Annotated in this window: 16 protein-coding genes; 4 read left to right on the forward strand and 12 right to left on the reverse strand. The window is 51.8% G+C overall.

The features are described 5' to 3' along the window. Position 1 precedes the first annotated feature (1 nt). Genes EZV72_RS15925 through EZV72_RS15945 form a run of 5 tightly spaced genes read right to left on the reverse strand, consistent with a single transcriptional unit; the run spans position 2 to position 7,127 of the window. On the reverse strand, positions 2-706 hold the full coding sequence (locus EZV72_RS15925; protein ID WP_137168153.1) for a hypothetical protein: 705 nt from the start codon (positions 704-706) through the stop codon (positions 2-4). Beyond that, positions 654-3,044 (reverse strand): GNAT family N-acetyltransferase, encoded by a 2,391-nt coding sequence (locus EZV72_RS15930; RefSeq protein WP_137168154.1) that lies wholly within the window; start codon positions 3,042-3,044, stop codon positions 654-656. The genes EZV72_RS15925 and EZV72_RS15930 overlap by 53 nt, the downstream gene beginning before the upstream one ends. An 8-nt stretch (positions 3,045-3,052) precedes the next feature. Further along, positions 3,053-4,249, reverse strand: a complete 1,197-nt coding sequence (locus tag EZV72_RS15935) for an MFS transporter (protein ID WP_137168155.1) — start codon at positions 4,247-4,249, stop codon at positions 3,053-3,055. Next, a complete protein-coding gene (locus EZV72_RS15940) occupies positions 4,246-5,586 on the reverse strand; it encodes a lysine N(6)-hydroxylase/L-ornithine N(5)-oxygenase family protein (RefSeq protein ID WP_137168156.1) in 1,341 nt (446 codons plus the stop codon). The genes EZV72_RS15935 and EZV72_RS15940 overlap by 4 nt, the downstream gene beginning before the upstream one ends. Continuing rightward, on the reverse strand, positions 5,583-7,127 hold the full coding sequence (locus tag EZV72_RS15945) for a pyridoxal phosphate-dependent decarboxylase family protein (protein ID WP_137168157.1): 1,545 nt from the start codon (positions 7,125-7,127) through the stop codon (positions 5,583-5,585). Before EZV72_RS15945 ends, EZV72_RS15940 begins: the two co-directional genes overlap by 4 nt. A gap of 314 nt (positions 7,128-7,441) precedes the next feature. Here EZV72_RS15945 and EZV72_RS15950 point away from each other — a divergent pair, with 314 nt between their 5' ends. The 3 genes from EZV72_RS15950 to EZV72_RS15960 are packed head-to-tail and all read left to right on the forward strand — an operon-like array spanning position 7,442 to position 10,397. Then, positions 7,442-7,999, forward strand: a complete 558-nt coding sequence (locus EZV72_RS15950) for a GbsR/MarR family transcriptional regulator (RefSeq protein WP_137168158.1) — start codon at positions 7,442-7,444, stop codon at positions 7,997-7,999. 10 nt (positions 8,000-8,009) lie between these two features. Continuing rightward, the gene (locus tag EZV72_RS15955; protein WP_137168159.1) at positions 8,010-9,374 is read left to right on the forward strand and encodes a cytochrome ubiquinol oxidase subunit I; all 1,365 of its coding nucleotides are present in this window, start codon (positions 8,010-8,012) and stop codon (positions 9,372-9,374) included. Between the two features lie 12 nt (positions 9,375-9,386). Next, the gene (locus EZV72_RS15960) at positions 9,387-10,397 is read left to right on the forward strand and encodes a cytochrome d ubiquinol oxidase subunit II (RefSeq protein WP_137168794.1); all 1,011 of its coding nucleotides are present in this window, start codon (positions 9,387-9,389) and stop codon (positions 10,395-10,397) included. 45 nt (positions 10,398-10,442) lie between these two features. Here EZV72_RS15960 and EZV72_RS15965 read toward each other — a convergent pair whose 3' ends face one another. Next, on the reverse strand, positions 10,443-11,627 hold the full coding sequence (locus EZV72_RS15965; protein ID WP_137168160.1) for an acyl-CoA dehydrogenase: 1,185 nt from the start codon (positions 11,625-11,627) through the stop codon (positions 10,443-10,445). A gap of 118 nt (positions 11,628-11,745) precedes the next feature. After that, positions 11,746-12,219: an Lrp/AsnC family transcriptional regulator gene (locus EZV72_RS15970; protein ID WP_137168161.1), complete on the reverse strand. Its 474-nt coding sequence runs from the start codon at positions 12,217-12,219 to the stop codon at positions 11,746-11,748. Positions 12,220-12,343: 124 nt separating this feature from the next. On the opposite strand from EZV72_RS15970, the gene EZV72_RS15975 reads away from it, so the two are divergent. Beyond that, positions 12,344-13,309 (forward strand): PLP-dependent cysteine synthase family protein, encoded by a 966-nt coding sequence (locus EZV72_RS15975; protein WP_232364445.1) that lies wholly within the window; start codon positions 12,344-12,346, stop codon positions 13,307-13,309. On the opposite strand, the gene EZV72_RS15980 is transcribed toward EZV72_RS15975, so the two are convergent. The 5 genes from EZV72_RS15980 to ubiE form a co-directional block, all read right to left on the reverse strand. Beyond that, positions 13,306-13,932, reverse strand: a complete 627-nt coding sequence (locus EZV72_RS15980; RefSeq protein WP_137168163.1) for a hypothetical protein — start codon at positions 13,930-13,932, stop codon at positions 13,306-13,308. The genes EZV72_RS15975 and EZV72_RS15980 overlap by 4 nt on opposite strands. 175 nt (positions 13,933-14,107) lie before the next feature. Next, on the reverse strand, positions 14,108-14,317 hold the full coding sequence (gene cspE, locus EZV72_RS15985) for a transcription antiterminator/RNA stability regulator CspE (RefSeq protein WP_137168164.1): 210 nt from the start codon (positions 14,315-14,317) through the stop codon (positions 14,108-14,110). Between the two features lie 296 nt (positions 14,318-14,613). Then, the gene (gene ubiB, locus EZV72_RS15990) at positions 14,614-16,254 is read right to left on the reverse strand and encodes a ubiquinone biosynthesis regulatory protein kinase UbiB (protein WP_137168165.1); all 1,641 of its coding nucleotides are present in this window, start codon (positions 16,252-16,254) and stop codon (positions 14,614-14,616) included. A gap of 15 nt (positions 16,255-16,269) precedes the next feature. Beyond that, on the reverse strand, positions 16,270-16,899 hold the full coding sequence (locus EZV72_RS15995) for a ubiquinone biosynthesis accessory factor UbiJ (protein WP_137168166.1): 630 nt from the start codon (positions 16,897-16,899) through the stop codon (positions 16,270-16,272). Beyond that, positions 16,899-17,693, reverse strand: coding sequence for a bifunctional demethylmenaquinone methyltransferase/2-methoxy-6-polyprenyl-1,4-benzoquinol methylase UbiE (gene ubiE, locus EZV72_RS16000; RefSeq protein ID WP_137168167.1), 795 nt, complete (start codon positions 17,691-17,693; stop codon positions 16,899-16,901). The genes EZV72_RS15995 and ubiE overlap by 1 nt, the downstream gene beginning before the upstream one ends. Between the last annotated feature and the right edge of the window lies 1 nt (position 17,694).

A 17,694-nucleotide genomic window follows, 5' to 3' on the forward strand; every position in this document is an offset into this window, starting at 1 on the left:
GTCAGGTTCCTGTTTGTTGTCTGCGCCTGGCTTTCGGGCAGCCGGCGCAATATTGTTGTGAGGCCATCTCATAACGACAGCAGGTGAGCCTGGTCGCCTCAGGCTGTAACAGTGCCGATGGTGAACTGATTAAATCGCTGCCCCAGGGCTCAAGCATGGCAGCAAGCTGTCTCTCGATGGTTGCAGGCTCTGCCCAGCCCAGAGTCATCAGACGCCGGCAGGCCGCAGCCAGCTGATCGGCCAGTAACCGTAGCTGTTCTTTGACCGGCAGCCAGACCCCGGCACTCTGCAATGCCAGGTTGATACGCGCTTGCAGGGCAATCAGCGAAAGACTACCCACCGGTGCCGTGCCAGGCTGCCGACAATAGATATTGACGCCCCGGGCAAATCCCTGACTGATAGCAATAGGTACATCTACCGGCCAGACAGACGGATAAATCCCTGCGTGTTGCAGCACAGTCAGCCAACTACCCTGCCAACACAGCTGGGTAAAAATATGATGCCCCCAGAATCGCGCCGGTAATGACCCAAAATGTTGCTCAGCCGAGCGCTGCAGCTGACCGACTGCCGGCCCGGCCAGCATCCAGGCCGGCGAGGCTCTCACCGAAACGCCCATATACTGGTGTACGGTGTCGGCCAGCTCTGCCTGATTATCAGGCCACTGCATGACGGCGGGTAAACAAAGCCAGCGGATTATCCAGCTCACCGGCAAACATCAGGCTGCCGGCAGGATCGGCCAAATCCACCATTTGCTTACTGTTCCCCAGCTGCAGACGATTCAGGCAGGAATGAGCAAAGGTGTCAGCAAAGATATCCTGCTGCGCAAACTGCGCAGAAAGATCCGGGTGGGCTTGCTGGTACTCGGTAATGCAGCGGGCGAGCACTTCCCAGAAACCGGCCTCTGTAATGCGGTTTTCTCTCACTAACAGGGCCACCAGATAGCGGAAAATACAGTCAAAGACATCAGTAAAAATGCTCAGTAATTCTTTTTCCGGTGGCATAGAAATATGAATGCGGGACACCGCTTCCGGCACCTGCCGGGTACTGTTAAGCAGCGCCACTTCCTCACCGATGTCTTTCATAAACACCCGCACAGGGATGTGGTTTTTAAGCACCAGAATCAGGTTTTCACCATGCGGCATAAACACCAGCTTATGGGCGTATAAACAGTGCACAAGGGGAATACAGTAAGCATTGAAATAGTGCGCCAGCCATTGTTCGGCACTGAGCCCCGAGGCCTCAATCAGCTGAACGGCCAGACTGTTGCCCTGATAATCGGTATGCAGCAGCCCGGCCATAGTCATCAGCCGCTCATCACTGGCGATGAGCACTGAGGGATTTTCCCGCCACAGGCTGGCAAGCATCTTTTTGTATGGCGTATTACCCACTGCAGCGGTTTCATACAGCGGGTGGTAATAGCCCATGGCACTGTGCTCTTTAAGCAGGCGAAAACCATACTGCTGCAGGGTACTGTCATTACTGACCAGCTCACTGGCCCAGTCATTGATGGCCGGGGTAACTTCCATATAGCCGGCGGACAGGCCGCGCATAAAGCCCATGTTTTGAATGGACAGCGCCACCTTGACATAATGTTTGTGCGGATGGCTGATATTGTAAAAGGTGCGAATAGACTGCTGGGGCAGATAGTAATCATCCCCCTGCCCTAAAAATATTAAATGGCGGCTGGCGATTTCAGCGGCAAACAAATGCACCAGTTTGTTATGCCACTGCCAGGGATGAACTGGCATATAGTAATAGTTCTGCCAGTCAGACACCGCCGCCTGCAAGGTTGCGGTAAACTGATCGCGCAGTGACAGGTCCAGCTCACTTTGCATCAGCTCGTCAAAGCCGCTTTGTTGCTGCCCTTCGTTAAATGCCGCAACCTGTTTTGACACGGCTATCCACAATAGTTGCACCGGGCGGCCGGTTTCCGGGGCATACAAACGATAATCCGCAGGGGTAAATCCGATTCGCCCATTATTGGTAATAAACGCAGGGTGCCCCTCGGTCATGGCGCCTTCCAGCGTCTGAAAGTCGGCATCCACCAGTTCACGGGCACTGAGGTTGTGCCGGTCCCGTTTAAAACAGCTGCTCAGAAGCGTGCTTTGCAATTCTTCCAGATACACCGCCAGCGCCTCGCCCTGTAAGCCCAGCGCGTTAGAAAACGCGACAATAAAGGCGGCCGCATCGGCTGCACAGGGGGTGTTGTCAGCACCAAAGAAACACAGCGAGTCAGGCTGCACAGCCAGATGCTCCAGGGCCAGCCATGTGGCATTAAACGTGACGGTATAGTCAGGACTGCTCAGCGTGAAGGTGTCAGTACCAGTTTGTACCGGGCTGAGTAGCCGCTCGTGGGTAAACTCCGTAATGGCCTTAATAATAAGATCCCGATTGGCCGCGTCCCAGTGACGCGAGACCAGTGGCGCGGCGGCATCCTGCGGCTGCTGATTGAGCGCTGTGGCCGGGCACTGCGCTAGCCGTTCAAAAGCGCTCACCGCATGCTCAAAGTCGGCCTTTTCGCACATGCCCAGATACGCCTGCTTATCGCCCAGCCTAATCTGTTGGTGGTGCGTAAACCCAAGACGCTTGTTGAGCCGGTGAATTTTATGGTTACGAATATCCGGCTCAACAATAATACGGGCGTCAGGATTAGCATCAAAAATACCGGCCAGTACACAGCGCATCACCTGAAAACTGAAATGGCGTACCGGGCGGGTATTGGGACTGAGCAGAATATGCATACCCAGATCCTGCCCGGCCACCGGGTAGGTCTGGCCTACCGGATCGGTGGCAGGCTGGTATAGCTCAATCAGCGCAGCAGGCTGACCGTCAAGCTCCACCATACAGGCTTGTTTGTCCCGGGCGTGCGTGAATTGCTCATAAAATGCAATGAAGTCATGCTGGCTGTAGCCCTGCATTCCCCAGAACTGAGCATAGGATTGCGTAGCCCAGTGCCAAGTATCGGCGGCATCCTGCGCAGAAACCGGACGGATTTGCAGCTGTCCGAACGCAGGCAGAAAAAGGGTAAAGTCAGTCGTAAACATAGTCACCTCTATGGCGCGTGAAACGCATTGATGGGCTGGCCTGCACTGCGCTTTTTATACGCAGCCACCAGCAAAAGCAGCGCCAGCGTAAGCGCAAGCGCGCCACTGGCATAAAAAAACGGCGTGGCAGTGCTGTACTGAGACACCAGATGCCCGGCACCAAACGAAGCGGCAATCACGCCCAGGTTCTGAAACACATTGATCAGCGCAAAATCGGTGGCATACAGAGCTGGTTCGCTGTTGGCAAACATCATCACCTCGAGTAACACGATGACCTGAAACATCGCCACACCTAACAGCAACCGGCCAGTCACCACCACCCACACGTTATCGGCGCTTTGCAGCACCAGCGCCAGACTGGCCAGTCCCAGACAGGTTAAAAAAGTGGTTTGTCGCTGCCACTGATAAAACGGAATGCGGGCGCGGTAATGATTAAAGGTCAGCATCATGAGCGCCATGAGTGCCGGCAGGGCATACACCACCCCGGCAATTAGCGGGTTACTGCCTGGTGAAATGGTCAGCCAGTGGGAGGCAAAAAAAGGTCTGGCCAGAAACGAGCTGAAATACACGACCAGGGTCAGTACTCCGAACAGCCAGATAAACCCGGGGATCCGGGTACGCCGGATCACCGGTGGCAGTGATACCTGCTGCCAGCCGATGGCCAGGGTACGAATGAGATACAGACACAGCAGCACCTGCAATGCATCGCCGCCGGCGGACACTAAAAAGGCAAAGCGCGGTGACATTTCGGTAAACAGATACCCACCGATAAGCGCACCGCCAATAGCGCCAAAATGCATCAGTACAAAAAACAGGCTCACCACACCTAAGTGGCTATGCTGAGACTCCAGGCGCAGCACGTAGGGGTAAATCAGCAGATAACTGGCTTTAAATGCCAGCATCGCCAGTGAGAACAGCCAGAATAGTGACAGACTGGTTTCGTAATAGCACAGGATCCCCAGCCCGGCAGATATGACCTGAGTAACCAGCCAGATATGCAGCTCGCCGACCCGCCGGGCCAGTCTGGCCCACAGCGGAAAACACACCATAACGGTGACACAGCAGGCCGCAATGTACAGACCCACATGCTGCGGTGACGAAGTAGTAAACTCCAGCTCGAAGAACTGCGGATAGAACGGCAACAGCATGGTATCGCATACCGCTGAGATGAGGGTCAGGGCAATTAAACAGCTACGCAGGCTCATGCTGCATCCTCATCACGCTGCGGATTGCTGATGATCTCAACATCATCCAGGCCGAATGTCTGAAACGCAACTTGCTGTTCTACCGGATACACTTCGCGGCCGGCAATTTTGTTCAGAATCACGCTATTACGATAACAGGCCATTCCTAAATCCGGGGTCACAAAACCATGGGTATGAGCCTCAGCATTTTGAACAAATACCCTGCACTGGGCCCGGTCAATGGCATAGTCGCGGGAGACCGCGAAGCGCTGTTTAGCATCATAGTTAAGATGTGCTTTGAGCGGTTGTAAAAAGCCCGGCGCGGAATGAGCAAAGCCGGTGGCCAGAACCACATAATCTGCGTTTATCTGAAAATCCTGCTCCAGCTGCCAGTGGCGAAATGTCAGCGCCAGCGATGTCTGATTGCGCTGCACGGCAGTCAGACGGCTGTGGGTTTTCAGCGTGGTTCTGACCGGACCATCAAGGTTTTTCTGATACAAAAGATCAAATATCTGGTTAATCAGGTCGCCGTTGATTCCCTTATAAAGATTTTTCTGGTGCTGGTTCAGGCTGTCCCGCTTAGACGCCGGCAACTGATAAAAATAATCCACATATTCGGGTGATGTCATCTCCAGCGTCAGCTTGGTGTACTCCAGCGGAAAGTAGCGATCCGAGCCGGTCAGCCAGTAAAGATAAGGACTGTCATCATGCTGATTGTGCAGCAGATCATGATAAATTTCGGCAGCACTCTGCCCGCCGCCGATGATCGCCACACTGCTGGCGCTTTCAAGTTCAGCTTTGCGGCGCAGGTAATCGCCGGAATGGATAATGTTGGCTGACTTACCCCGGGCACATTCCGGTATATAAGGAACCGGGCCGGTGCCCAGAACCAGATGCCGGGCGTAAAATGTTTGCCGCTGGGCTTGTTCATACTCATGGTCACTGGCCACCTTTGTGTTCACCACATAGTAGTCATGCTGCTCATCATACGTCACCGATGTCACATTATGATTGAACCGCACTGAGTCCAGCGACTGGCTGACCCACTGACAGTACTGGTTGTATTCTTTACGCAGCAGAAAAAAACTTTCGCGAATATAAAACGAATACAGTTTTCCCTGTTGTTTGGCGTAATTTAAAAAGCTGTACGGGCTGGTCGGGTCGGCCATGGTGACCAAATCCGACATAAACGGGGTTTGCAGAGTCACATCATCTAGCATCATCCCGGGGTGCCAGTCGAATGAGGGGCGACGCTCTAAAAACAGCGCACTGACATCTTCTTGCGGCTCACTAAGCGCCGCCAGACTTAAATTAAACGGCCCTAATCCAATGCCAATAAAATCATAAACCTGACTCATTGCTTTTCCTCCGCCTGGCTGGCCAGATTGGCATCACCCAGCTCAATGATGCGCGACAAAATATGTTGCAGCGTATCAATGCGGGTTGCCGGATTTAGCAGGGTAAATTTCAGGTAATGGTTGCCGCGTAAGGTAGTGCGGGCAATCATGGCCTCTCCGGTAGTCAGAAAATGCTGGCGAATAGCCTGATTCACGGTGTTGAGGGTGGCATCGTCAATGCCCGCGGGGGCAAACCGGAAAACAATCGCTGACAACTCTGGCTCGTTGACTACCTCAAAAACCTCACTGGTTTTTAATACCAGGTAGCACTGCCTCGCCAGCGCAATAATTTTATCCATCCCCTGGCCCAGTGACGCAGCCCCCATGGTACGCAGTGTCATCCAGAGCTTCAGGGCATCAAACCGGCGGGTGGTTTGCAGACTTTTATCAACCAGGTTCGGGTATCCCTGCCCTTTTTCGGCCAGCGGATTCAGGTAATCCGAATGCAGGGTAATATGTTTAAAGAAAGTTCTGTCCTTTAGCATAAAGCCACTGCTGCTCACTGGCTGCATCAGGGATTTATGATAATCCAGGGTGACCGAGTCGGCGCTGGCAATGCCGGTGAGTTTGTGGCGGTGCTGGTCGCTTAACAGCAGTCCGCCGCCGTAGGCCGCATCCACATGTAACCAGCAACCAAACTGTTGGGCGAGCTGATGCGCGCCGGTGATATCATCAATACTGCCATAATCGGTGGTACCGGCAGTCACATTGATACAGATAGGGATAAGTCCCTGTTCGCTGGCCTCAGTCAGCGCCCGCGCCAGTGCGTGCACGTCCATTTTAAACTGTTCATCGACCGGGACCGGCACTACAGCATCAAAGCCGAGCCCCAACAGTGACGCGGCTTTTTGAATACTGAAGTGACTCATGGCAGAAGTAAAAATACGAAACCGGCGAGCGACAGCCGGCAAACCCTGATACCTGACATCATGCTCTGGCGCGTGCTTCGCCACCGCCTGCTCGCGAGCCACCAGCATTCCCATGAGGTTTGACTGGGTCCCCCCAGAGGTAAAAATACCATCGGCGTTGTCATCAAAACCGATTTGCTGACTGGTCCAGTCAATCAGCTTTTGTTCGATCAGCGTAGCTCCGCCACTTTGATCCCAAGTATCCACCGATGTATTGATACCACTTAAAATTTGCTCTGCCAGCACAGCCGGATAGGCCACCGGACAGTTAAGATGGGCCACATAGCCAGGATGGTGAAAGTACACAGCATTGTTGAGGTAAACAGATTCCACTTCGGCCAGGGCCGCTTCCAGATTGCCGGCCGGCTGCGCCAGATCAATCTGATTAACCTGACGAGCCAGCGCCTGCGGCGAAATACCGGAAAACGGTCGGGTCGCCTTACGCATGGCTTTATGCACCATGGTCAGGCTTTGCAGCGCCCCGACCTCATAGTCCATTAAATTGTCTGCGTTAAAAATAAAATCGTTAACTGATTTTGCCTGACCGGCCTGCTGGTCCGGGTATGAGTACACCGCAAGTGAAGAATGTTGCATAGCCATCCTATAGATTTGTGATCGGGTTCGATGTGAAAAATCGATCAATAATGCTATTGATAACCATTATCATTTGCAATACTAATTTTGAGTTGTTTCTTTTCCTGTCTTGTGGATTTGACAATAACTTATTGTTTATTAAGTGAATTTAATAATTTACCGCAGTTTGTTAAGAAAAAATAAATTCATCAAAATGAGTCACTTAGTTCACTTTCCCATCATTACTCTACGCCATGATGACAACAAGCAATTGATTTAGATCACGAACCTTTGTAAACTTTCAGTAATTTCTGAAACTTCAGCAGGTAATAACAATGACGATGTCTCCCATGGTGACTTCAGCAGTGATGCACTTTGGCGAAATGGGCAGCCGATGGGGATTTAACCGCACAGTGGGCCAGATTCTGGCGCTGATTGTGCTGCACGAAGCTCCCCTGTCAGCCCAGCAAATCGCTGATGCCCTGAGCATTTCGCGGGGCAATACCAGCATGGGCCTTAAAGAGCTGCAATCCTGGCAGTTAGTTAAACAACATCATGTACCAGGCGAACGAAAAGAGTTTTTTGTGCCGGCCGGTTCCATCTGGGTATTAGCCAACCGGGTATTTGAAGAACGTCGTAAGCGGGAGATTGATCCGACTATGTCATTGCTGCGGGACCTGATGCTGGATAAACCCGGCAGCGATGAAGACGCTAATGTTCAGCAACGGCTGAATGAAATTCATGATCTGCTCGAATCCGTGACCGCGTGGTCCCAGGAGCTACAGAATTTAGGGCCGGAGAAGCTCGACACGCTGATGAAACTGGGTTCAGGTGTAGGTCGCATCCTTGAACTTAAAGACAGACTTTTACCCGGTAAACACCAGGAAAAGTGAGGAGTTGATAATGGACGCTTTTATATTGTCCCGGCTGCAGTTTGCGCTAAACATCAGTTTTCACATTCTGTTTCCGACGATTACCATCGCGCTGGGCTGGTTTTTGTTTTACTTCAAAGTTCGCTCGAACCTGTCCGGACACCCTGTCTGGATGCGTATTTATCGCTTCTGGGTTCGGGTCTTTGCACTAACCTTCGCCCTGGGGGTAGTCAGCGGTGTGACCATGTCATTTCAGTTTGGTACCAACTGGCCCGGATTTATGGAAAAAGCCGGAAATGTGGCCGGCCCCCTGCTCGGCTATGAAGTACTGACCGCGTTTTTCCTGGAAGCCACATTTTTGGGCATTATGCTGTTTGGTAGCCGCCGTGTGCCGAACTGGCTGCATACTCTGTCGTCTCTGGTTGTCGCCATCGGCACCACCATCTCGGCATTCTGGATTTTGTCTTTGAACAGCTGGATGCATACACCGCAGGGCTATGAGGTTATTGACGGGGTAATTTATGCCAAAGACTGGTCACAAATTATCTTTAATCCTTCATTTCCCTATCGTCTGACGCATATGTTACTGGCTTCGGGCTTAACCGCCAGTTTCCTGATTGCCGGTTTATCGGCCTACCGGATCTTTCGCGGTGATGACAAAATCGCTCCAAAAATAGCGCTGAAAACGGCTACCTATACTGCCGCTGTCCTGATCCCGTTGCAGATTTTTGCCGGTGATATGCATGGCCTGAATACGCTGGAACATCAACCGCAGAAAATCGCTGCGATGGAAGGCGTGTGGCATACCGAAAAAGGCGCGCCGCTACTGCTATTTGCTATTCCGGATGAAGAAAATAAAACCAATCATTTTGAGATAGGTATTCCCCGTGGCGCGAGCCTGATTCTGACTCACGATATTGATGGTGAAATCAAAGGGCTGAATGAGTTTGAAGGCGAACATCCGCCGGTCGGTCCTGTATTTTATTCATTTCGCGTGATGGTGGGAATGGGCATGCTGATGCTTGCGGTGGCTTGGGCCGGCAGCTGGTATCTGTTCCGTAAAAATACCCTGCCACCGTGGCTGACTAAGGTATTTATGGGCATGAGTTTTAGTGGTTGGATTGCCACACTGGCCGGCTGGTATGTCACCGAGGTAGGTCGTCAGCCTTATCTTATCAGTGGTGTTATGCGCACTGAAGAAGCGGTAACCGGGCTGCCCCCGGCTAATATTGCGCTCACCCTGACGCTGTACGCGGGAATTTATGTGGTGCTGATGATTGCCTACATGAGCACCCTGACCCTGATGTGTCGAAGATCAGTGGAAATTGAAGAGATTTCCAGTGAAGAACGGGAACAGGCAAAAGCCGCCCGTGAGCAACGACTGGCCCAGGCTTAAGGAGTAACAGTGATGCCTTTTGAAAGTTTATCGATAGAAACCCTGGCTAATATTTACTTAGGTTTGCTGGGTCTGGCGGTTCTGCTGTATGCGGTGCTCGATGGTTATGATTTGGGGGTGGGCGTACTGCTGCCCCCGCGTAATGAGAGCTTCCGGGATGATATGGTGGCTTCTATAGGTCCTTACTGGGACGCCAATGAAACCTGGCTGGTACTGGCAGTAGGTTTGCTGCTGTTTGCTTTTCCCCAGGCACACAGTGCCATCTTACAAACCCTGTATCTGCCAGCCACATTCATGTTGTTAGGCCTGATTCTGCGCGGCGTGTCTTTTGACTTTCGGGCCAAGGTACCCCAGGTCAAAAAGCGTAAATGGGATTTTTGCTTTAAATATGGCTCGCTGCTGACCACTCTGACCCAGGGATATATGCTGGGCATCTGGGTGACCGGACTGCGCACTGATTTATACGCCCAGGGCTTTGCCTTACTGGCCGCATTCGGCGTGACTGCCGCCTATGCGTTTATCGGTGCTTGCTGGTTGATTCTTAAATCCGAAGGCGAGTTACAAAGCAAAGCCTTTCACTGGGCCAGGCGCTGTCTGATGGTGCTGTCCGGAGGGATTATGGCTGTCAGCCTGCTCAATCTGTCTTTGCATGAAAGTGTTCGCGAGTTATGGCTGAGCAGCCCGATGGGTTATGTGCTGATGGCGATACCGCTGGCCTGTTTTGGCCTGCTTAGCCTGTGTGGTCTGGTGCTTAACAAATTGCCCAAGGCCGGTGGTAAAGGTGAGTGGCTGCCCTTCGGTATTGCTCTGCTGGTGTTCTTGCTGTGCTTTACCGCGTTTGGCATCAGCTATTATCCGTTTGTGGTTCCCGGTAAGCTGACCATCATGGATGCAGTGGCTGATGCCAGCTCGCTGCGCTTTTTACTGGTCGGGGCGTCCGTGGTCGTGCCCTGCATTCTGGCGTATACGTTCATGGTTTATCGAATCTTTGCCGGTAAGGCAGAAAAGCTGAGTTATTACTAAGCCGGAGTAACTATCAGGGGCGGGATTTCCCGCCCCTTTTTGTGCTCAGAAAAACGCCTGTAGCCCGGTCTGGGCCCGGCCCATAATGAGACCATGTACATCATAGGTGCCCTCATAGGTATTAACGGTTTCTAAGTTCATCATATGGCGCATCACCTGATACTCCTCAGAAATACCGTTACCACCGTGCATGTCTCTGGCCATACGGGCAATGGTCAGAGCTTTACCGCAATTGTTGCGTTTAACCAGTGAGATCATGGTCGGGTCAAACTGCTTTGCGTCAATCAGCCGGCCAACCCGTAATGAAGCCTGTAAGCCCAGGGTTATCTCGGTTTGCATATCAGCCAGTTTGGTCTGAAACAACTGAGTCTGGGCCAGTGGCTTACCAAACTGGGTACGATCCAGCCCGTACTGTCGGGCCGCATGCCAGCAAAACTCGGCCGCTCCCATAGCGCCCCATGAAATGCCATACCGGGCCATATTCAGGCAGCTGAAAGGGCCTTTGAGTCCGCGCACGTCAGGAAACACATTCTCCTGAGGCACAAACACATCATCCATCACGATTTCCCCGGTAATCGAGGCTTTTAGTGACAACTTCCCGCTGATTTCTGGTGCAGAAAGTCCTGCCATACCTTTTTCCAGCACAAAGCCGCGTATTGCATTATCGTCAGCCTCGCTTTTTGCCCACACCACAAAAACATCGGCAATCGGTGAGTTGGTGATCCACATTTTACTGCCGGTTAGCCGGTAGCCTCCCGGTACGGCTTTGGCGCGGGTTTTCATGCTGGCAGGATCAGAGCCGGCATCCGGCTCGGTCAGTCCAAAACAGCCGATCCACTCACCACTAGCCAGCTTAGGCAGGTATTTTTGTTTTTGTGTCTCACTACCAAACTGATTTATCGGGTGCATGACCAGAGACGACTGCACACTCATGGCACTGCGATAGCCACTGTCGACCCGCTCCACTTCACGGGCAATCAGCCCGTAAGTCACATAATTAACCCCGGCACAACCATAACCCTCAATGGTGGAGCCCAGCAGCCCCATTTCACCAAACCGGCGCATAATATCAGGGTCAAACCGTGCTTCCCGGTTGGCCTGAATAATACCCGGCTGCAAAGTTTGCTGACAAAACTGGCGGGCTGATTCGCCGACCATGCGCTCTTCGTCAGATAATTGCTGATCCAGTAGTAATAAGTCGTCCCAGTTAGCAAGTGGCTGGCTGCTCATGCTGACTCCTGATCGTAAAATAAAGCTATGATGATTGGTATAACTGGCATCATAGCACAGGCGCCCGGAACACCTGAGCGCCGGCATTGACCCGGTTTGACCCAGCGCAACGACTTATTTACAGATGATTAAGCGGCATAGCAGTGGAGTACTTTATCTGCTCCATGGCAAAGCTGGATGTTACATCATTTAAGTCAATACCATTGACCAGTCGTTTGTAGAAATGGTCAAAACTGGCCATATCGCACACCAGTACTTTCAGCAGATAGTCATACTCGCCACTCATCCGGTAAAACTCGACCACCTCATCAAACGATGAGCAGTGCCGGGCGAATTTTTCCAGCCAGTTACCGTCATGCCTGGCGGCCTTTACCTGGACAAATACGGTCATGGTCAGCCCCAGACTCGCAGCACTTAGCAGCGCCACCCGCCGGGTAATAATGCCACTTTCCTGCAAGCGCTGAATACGGCGCCAGCACGGGGTGGATGTCAGCCCGACCTGCTCTGCAATATCGCTGACCGGACGCTCGCTGTTTTGCTGCAGCAAAGATAAAATTGCTTTATCTGTTTTATCTAAAGAAATATTTTTCATATTTAATTACTTTTGAAGAATATATTTCCATTTAAATACCATTTTATATAAAACAAAAGTAATTTTTGCTGCTACTGGCCTGCCACACTAAATGCATTGTTACCAACAGCCGGAAAAATGTCCCATGTTTGACCAGAATGACTTGCACGCCGTACGCGCCCCCAGAATTTATGATGACATTACCCAGACCATTGGCCACACGCCGTTGGTTCGCCTGAGCCGGATGCAGGCTGAGCTGGGCTGGTGCACAGCACCACTGGCAAAACTGGAATACTTTAATCCGGCAGGCTCGATTAAAGATCGCCCCGCCATGGCCATGATGCAGGCATTGCTGGCAAACCGGACTCATCCACAGATGGAGATTATCGAAGCTTCCAGCGGCAACAACGGCGTGGCTGTTGCCTGGCTAGGCACATTGTTTGATGTTCCGGTAACCATTGTGATCCCCGAACATATGTCGGTAGAGCGCCAGCATCTGATTCGTCATTACGGGGCCACTGTTATCACTACTCCCAAAGCACTGGGCACCAAGGGCGCTATCGATCATGCCGCTGAGCTGGTTAGTCAACGCCCGCATGCGGTATCCCTGAATCAGTTTTCCAATCAGGCCAATGTGTATGCCCACGCCCAGAGCACCGCTCAGGAAATCTGGCATGACACACAAGGTCAGGTTGATGTGATTGTGGCCGGGGTAGGCACCGGCGGTACGCTAACTGGTCTGGCCCAGGCCCTGCGCCAGTACAACCCGGCGCTTGAAGTCGTAGCGGTAGAGCCTGCCAGTTGTCCGGTACTCAGTGAAAACCGGGCCGGGGTACATAATATTCAGGGCTTAAGTTCCGGGCATGTGCCGGATATTCTGGATGTAGGCTGTATCAGCCAGATTCATACGGTAGCCGATGATGAAGCTATCTTATATGCCCGTCAGCTGGCGCGCATCGAAGGTATGGCGGTGGGTATTTCAGCTGGCGCCGCTTTGGCAGCAACCACCCGGCTGGCTTCACAGCATGCTTATGCCGGTAAGCAGATTGTCACCATTCTGGCGGACGGGGCTGAGCGTTATTTTTCAACAGATTTGTTCGACAAGCGTTAATTGATTACATCGCTGTCTGCCCACCAGGGGGCGGAAAAGTCCACCTGGCCGGGCGGAATTTCAAACCTGTAGGGCGGCTCAAAGCCACGCCAGAAAATGGCCTTGTAACGTTTGTCGTTAATCTGAAACTGTCCCTGTTGTTCGTAGGCTTTTAGCAGTTTCAGGTAAGCACTGACCGGAAATTGCGGATTACGCTGACTAAAGATCACCACGCCCTGATATTGCTCATACAGGGCTTTATCAATCTGCCAGTACCACACCTGCTCCTTGGCAATCTGCTGTAAATTCTTGCCGGCTTCAGTCTGCCCGGCAAACTGTTGTTTAAACCGATCAACCAGTGCCGGGGCCGCCGTGATCCCCTGCTCTTTAGCGTAGTCCTTTAATACCGCCTCAACAATCATCTCCGCCAGCCGGGTATGGCGCATCGTTGCCAGTGCCATATCTTTACTGACTCCCATACCACGGGCCATGTCAGTTAATGCTTTGGGTGAGGGAGTGAGCTGCTGCTCGGTAACCGGCTTATCGAACAAACGGGCCACAGGGGTCGCTGCCTGCGCAATAGCAGAAAAAATAGTAACGAATAGTAATATCGCAAAAGCGGGAATACGTAGCCTGAATCTCACCGGCAACTCCTGAACCTTATCCTGGTAACGGATATATTGAAGATAGGACCTGAGGTTGTTATAGCAATTCTGTGAAGCGGTGAAAAGGGAGCTGGGGGATTAGCGCAATAAAGAGGGTTATAAAAACTCTCTGGCAGAAATAAAAACGGCAACCAGAAGGTTGCCGTTTCGAATCTTACAGAGCTGATACGTTTGCAGCTTGCAGACCTTTCTGGCCTTGCTCAACTTCAAACTCAACACGCTGACCTTCGTTCAGCGTCTTGTAGCCTTCAGAAACGATTGCGCGGAAATGAACGAAAACGTCCTTATCGCCGCTATCCTGCGTCAGAAAACCATAACCTTTATCAGCGTTAAACCACTTAACAGTACCTGTAACTTTAGACATGTAGACCTCAAAAAATCTCTTAAAACTTCGCTTTCGCGTATTACTTTCGCCTTTAAACCTGACGGGTTATTTTTGGGTCTTACTTAACAATGAACAAACCACTAACAACAAATCACAGGTGTAACTTTGAGTATTTATACATCAACGCAGAATCAAAATAATCACGTCTTTTTAAAGACTTTTTTGCCCTAAGGCCTTGACCACTATAGCAGGTATTTTGAAAATTGATAGAAAAATACCAAGCTTGTAACGGATATAATAAAAACTTCACAATTCGCCGCCAGCTCAGGCCACGCCTACTTTACCTCGCGATGACCCTTACGCCAGGATTGTATCCAGCAGCCAACTCCGACCAGTGCACTGGTGGTAGGCAACGCCCAGTGAATATCATACCCAGGCAAAATGGCCGCCACGATAATAAAGGTGGCCCCAACAATGCCATAATGCGCTGCCTTGGTCGCATTAACCTGTAACTCCACCAGGCGTTGATGTTCTTTTTGTTGCTGATGCGGCAGGGCTTTAATCTGCTGCAGACTGTCGTGCAGCAAATCCGGCATATCCGGTAATTTTTCAGACCAGTAAGGCAGGTTTGCTTTGATTTTTGACATCATCGCGCCCACACCCACCTGCTCTTTCATCCAGTTTTCTAAAAATGGCTTGGCGGTTTTCCACAAATCCAGCTGTGGATACAGCTGGCGGCCCAGTCCTTCAATATACAGCAGTGTCTTTTGCAACAGCACCAGCTGTGGCTGCACCACCATATTAAAGCGCCGGGCGGTATTAAACAGCTGCAGCAGTACATTACCAAAGGATATCTCGGCCAGCGGCTTCTGGAAAATAGGCTCGCACACAGTGCGAATAGCCATTTCAAATTCATCAATGTTAGTGTCGGGCGGTACCCATCCCGAGTCCGCATGCAACTGCGCGACCTTGCGATAATCCCGGTTGAAAAAGGCGACAAAGTTTTCAGCCAGATACCGCTTATCGTCTTTATTAAGTGTACCCACAATACCAAAATCAATGGCGATGTATTTAGGCTGTGAAGGGTTTTCCGGCGACACAAAGATGTTACCCGGGTGCATGTCAGCATGAAAATAACTGTCCCGGAATACCTGGGTAAAAAAGACCTCCACGCCACGCTCGGCCAGTCTTTTCATGTTGGTATTCTGCGCCAGCAAGGCATCCACATTGGCCACAGGAATACCGTAAATGCGCTCCATCACCAGGACATTGGTGCGACAGTAATCACTGTAAATTTTGGGGATATACAGCGAATCTGAGCCTTCAAAATTATTCCGCAGCTGAATACCGTTGGCAGACTCGCGCAGTAAATCAAGTTCATCCACCAGCGTCTTCTGATACTCGGTCACCACCTCTACCGGTCGCAGGCGCTTACCATCGGGTAGCCATTTTTGCAGAACCTGAGCCAGCGTGAACATCAGCTCCATGTCCGCCTCGATGGTTTTACGCAAGTCCGGGCGCAGCACTTTGACCACCACATCCTGACCGGACTCTTTAAATTTTGCCGCATGGACCTGGGCAATCGAGGCCGAGGCCAGCGGTTCGGTATGAAATTCACTGAACAATTCGTTCAGGTCATTCAGCCCCAGCGCCTGCCGTATAATAGCCTGGGCCTTGTCGGAAGGAAACGGCGCAACCTTGTCCTGCAGGCGGGCCAGTTCATTGGCAATCGCCGGCGCCAGCAAATCTCGCCGGGTCGACATCATCTGGCCAAATTTGATAAACACCGGCCCCAGTGACTGTAAAGCCAGCGTGAGACGTTCGCCGGCAGACTTGTCTTTGTACCGGTTACGGATCCAGAACATGCTTTTACGCATAACTCTGACATACCAAGGCATCCAGCGATCTGGGATCAATTCATCCAGACCATGCTGCAACAACACCTTGTTGATATGATACAACCTGAAAATTCGCATAATAGGCGGGTGTTACTATTCTTCTTCTAGGCGTTTAAGACGGGCTTCAAAGCGCTGCACATCATCACGCAGGGTTGTGACCTGATCAGTAAAGTGCATCACGGCGAGCCGGTTAACCCCAACGGGCTTTTCTTCGGTCAGGGCATTGGCCAGCCCTTGCCGGGCACGTTCTGTCGCTTTACCGACACGCTCGGCCGTCTGGCGAAAATGACTGAACAGCTGGTGTGCGGCCACATCCCCGGTATAGCGGGATACCTGTTCTTCCACGTCAATATCCAGCTGCTGAAATAACCCGGCTACCTGCTGCGCAATAGACAGCTCACCATCCAGATGCAGTTTGTTTTGCCGGATAAGTAAAGTGAGCTGGCTGGTCTGGGTCAGTTGCGGCAGGGTATCTAAAGAGGTTTTGATACAGCAGCTGTGGCTGTCGAGCTGCGCCACAACCTGCTCGTGAGACTGATATTCAGCCAGCAAATCCAGGCGGTGTGAAAACATCATGGTGACCGCAAATGGCAGCTGGTCAACAAACACCGTAAAGCGTTTGCCGCTGAGCGCCTGCAACCGCGCTGCGCTGTCTTCATCCAGTGCCAGCAAACGATTGATGGCCGTTTCTGCTGTGGCCAGCAGCAAAGACGATGCCGGCATTAAAACTTATATCCGCGATGCAGCGCAACAATGCCGCCAGTCAGGTTGGTATAGGTACACTGCTCAAAACCAGCCTGTTCAAACATACCTTTGAGGGTTTCCTGATCCGGGTGCATCCGAATACTTTCTGCCAGATAACGATAGCTTTCCTCGTCATTGGCCACCAGCTGCCCCATTTTAGGCAGAATATGAAACGAGTACATATCGTAAATTTTTGACAGGTGCTCGGACGCCGGTTTGGAAAACTCCAGTACCAACAGCCGGCCACCGGGCTTTAACACCCGGTGAATAGAATTCAGGGCATTTTGTTTTTCGGTCACATTGCGCAGCCCAAATGCCATCGTCACCACATCAAAGCTGTTATCAGGAAACGGCAGCGCCTCGGCATCAGCCTGTACATAGTCAATATTGCTGACGAGCCCCTGATCGCGCAGTTTATCGCGCCCCACTTTAAGCATAGACAGGTTAATATCGGCCAGAGTGACTGAGCCCGTCGGCCCGACCATGCGGGAAAATTTGGCTGTCAGATCACCAGTGCCACCAGCAATATCCAGTACCTTGTGACCTGTGCGTACGCCGGAGCAGTCGATGGTATAGCGCTTCCATAAGCGATGAATGCCCATCGACATCAGATCGTTCATGACATCGTATTTGGCGGCCACAGAGTCAAACACATTAGCCACCAGTGAGGCTTTTTGTGTTTTATCCACCTGCTTGAAGCCAAAGTGGGTTTGTTCCGTTGTGGTGCTGTCTGTTGCAGTAACTGCCTCTGACGGTCCGTTGGTATCGCTCATA

Origin of the sequence: Salinimonas lutimaris, from assembly GCF_005222225.1 — a bacterium.
GTDB lineage: Bacteria > Pseudomonadota > Gammaproteobacteria > Enterobacterales > Alteromonadaceae > Alteromonas > Alteromonas lutimaris.

Coding starts and splice junctions, on each gene's coding strand:
- EZV72_RS15930 (WP_137168154.1), bottom strand. CDS start 3,044: ATGTTTACGACTGACTTTACCCTTTTTCTGCCTGCGTTCGGACAGCTG.
- EZV72_RS15935 (WP_137168155.1), bottom strand. CDS start 4,249: ATGAGCCTGCGTAGCTGTTTAATTGCCCTGACCCTCATCTCAGCGGTA.
- EZV72_RS15940 (WP_137168156.1), bottom strand. CDS start 5,586: ATGAGTCAGGTTTATGATTTTATTGGCATTGGATTAGGGCCGTTTAAT.
- EZV72_RS15945 (WP_137168157.1), bottom strand. CDS start 7,127: ATGCAACATTCTTCACTTGCGGTGTACTCATACCCGGACCAGCAGGCC.
- EZV72_RS15950 (WP_137168158.1), top strand. CDS start 7,442: ATGACGATGTCTCCCATGGTGACTTCAGCAGTGATGCACTTTGGCGAA.
- EZV72_RS15955 (WP_137168159.1), top strand. CDS start 8,010: ATGGACGCTTTTATATTGTCCCGGCTGCAGTTTGCGCTAAACATCAGT.
- EZV72_RS15960 (WP_137168794.1), top strand. CDS start 9,387: ATGCCTTTTGAAAGTTTATCGATAGAAACCCTGGCTAATATTTACTTA.
- EZV72_RS15965 (WP_137168160.1), bottom strand. CDS start 11,627: ATGAGCAGCCAGCCACTTGCTAACTGGGACGACTTATTACTACTGGAT.
- EZV72_RS15970 (WP_137168161.1), bottom strand. CDS start 12,219: ATGAAAAATATTTCTTTAGATAAAACAGATAAAGCAATTTTATCTTTG.
- EZV72_RS15975 (WP_232364445.1), top strand. CDS start 12,344: ATGTTTGACCAGAATGACTTGCACGCCGTACGCGCCCCCAGAATTTAT.
- cspE (WP_137168164.1), bottom strand. CDS start 14,317: ATGTCTAAAGTTACAGGTACTGTTAAGTGGTTTAACGCTGATAAAGGT.
- ubiB (WP_137168165.1), bottom strand. CDS start 16,254: ATGCGAATTTTCAGGTTGTATCATATCAACAAGGTGTTGTTGCAGCAT.
- EZV72_RS15995 (WP_137168166.1), bottom strand. CDS start 16,899: ATGCCGGCATCGTCTTTGCTGCTGGCCACAGCAGAAACGGCCATCAAT.
- ubiE (WP_137168167.1), bottom strand. CDS start 17,693: ATGAGCGATACCAACGGACCGTCAGAGGCAGTTACTGCAACAGACAGC.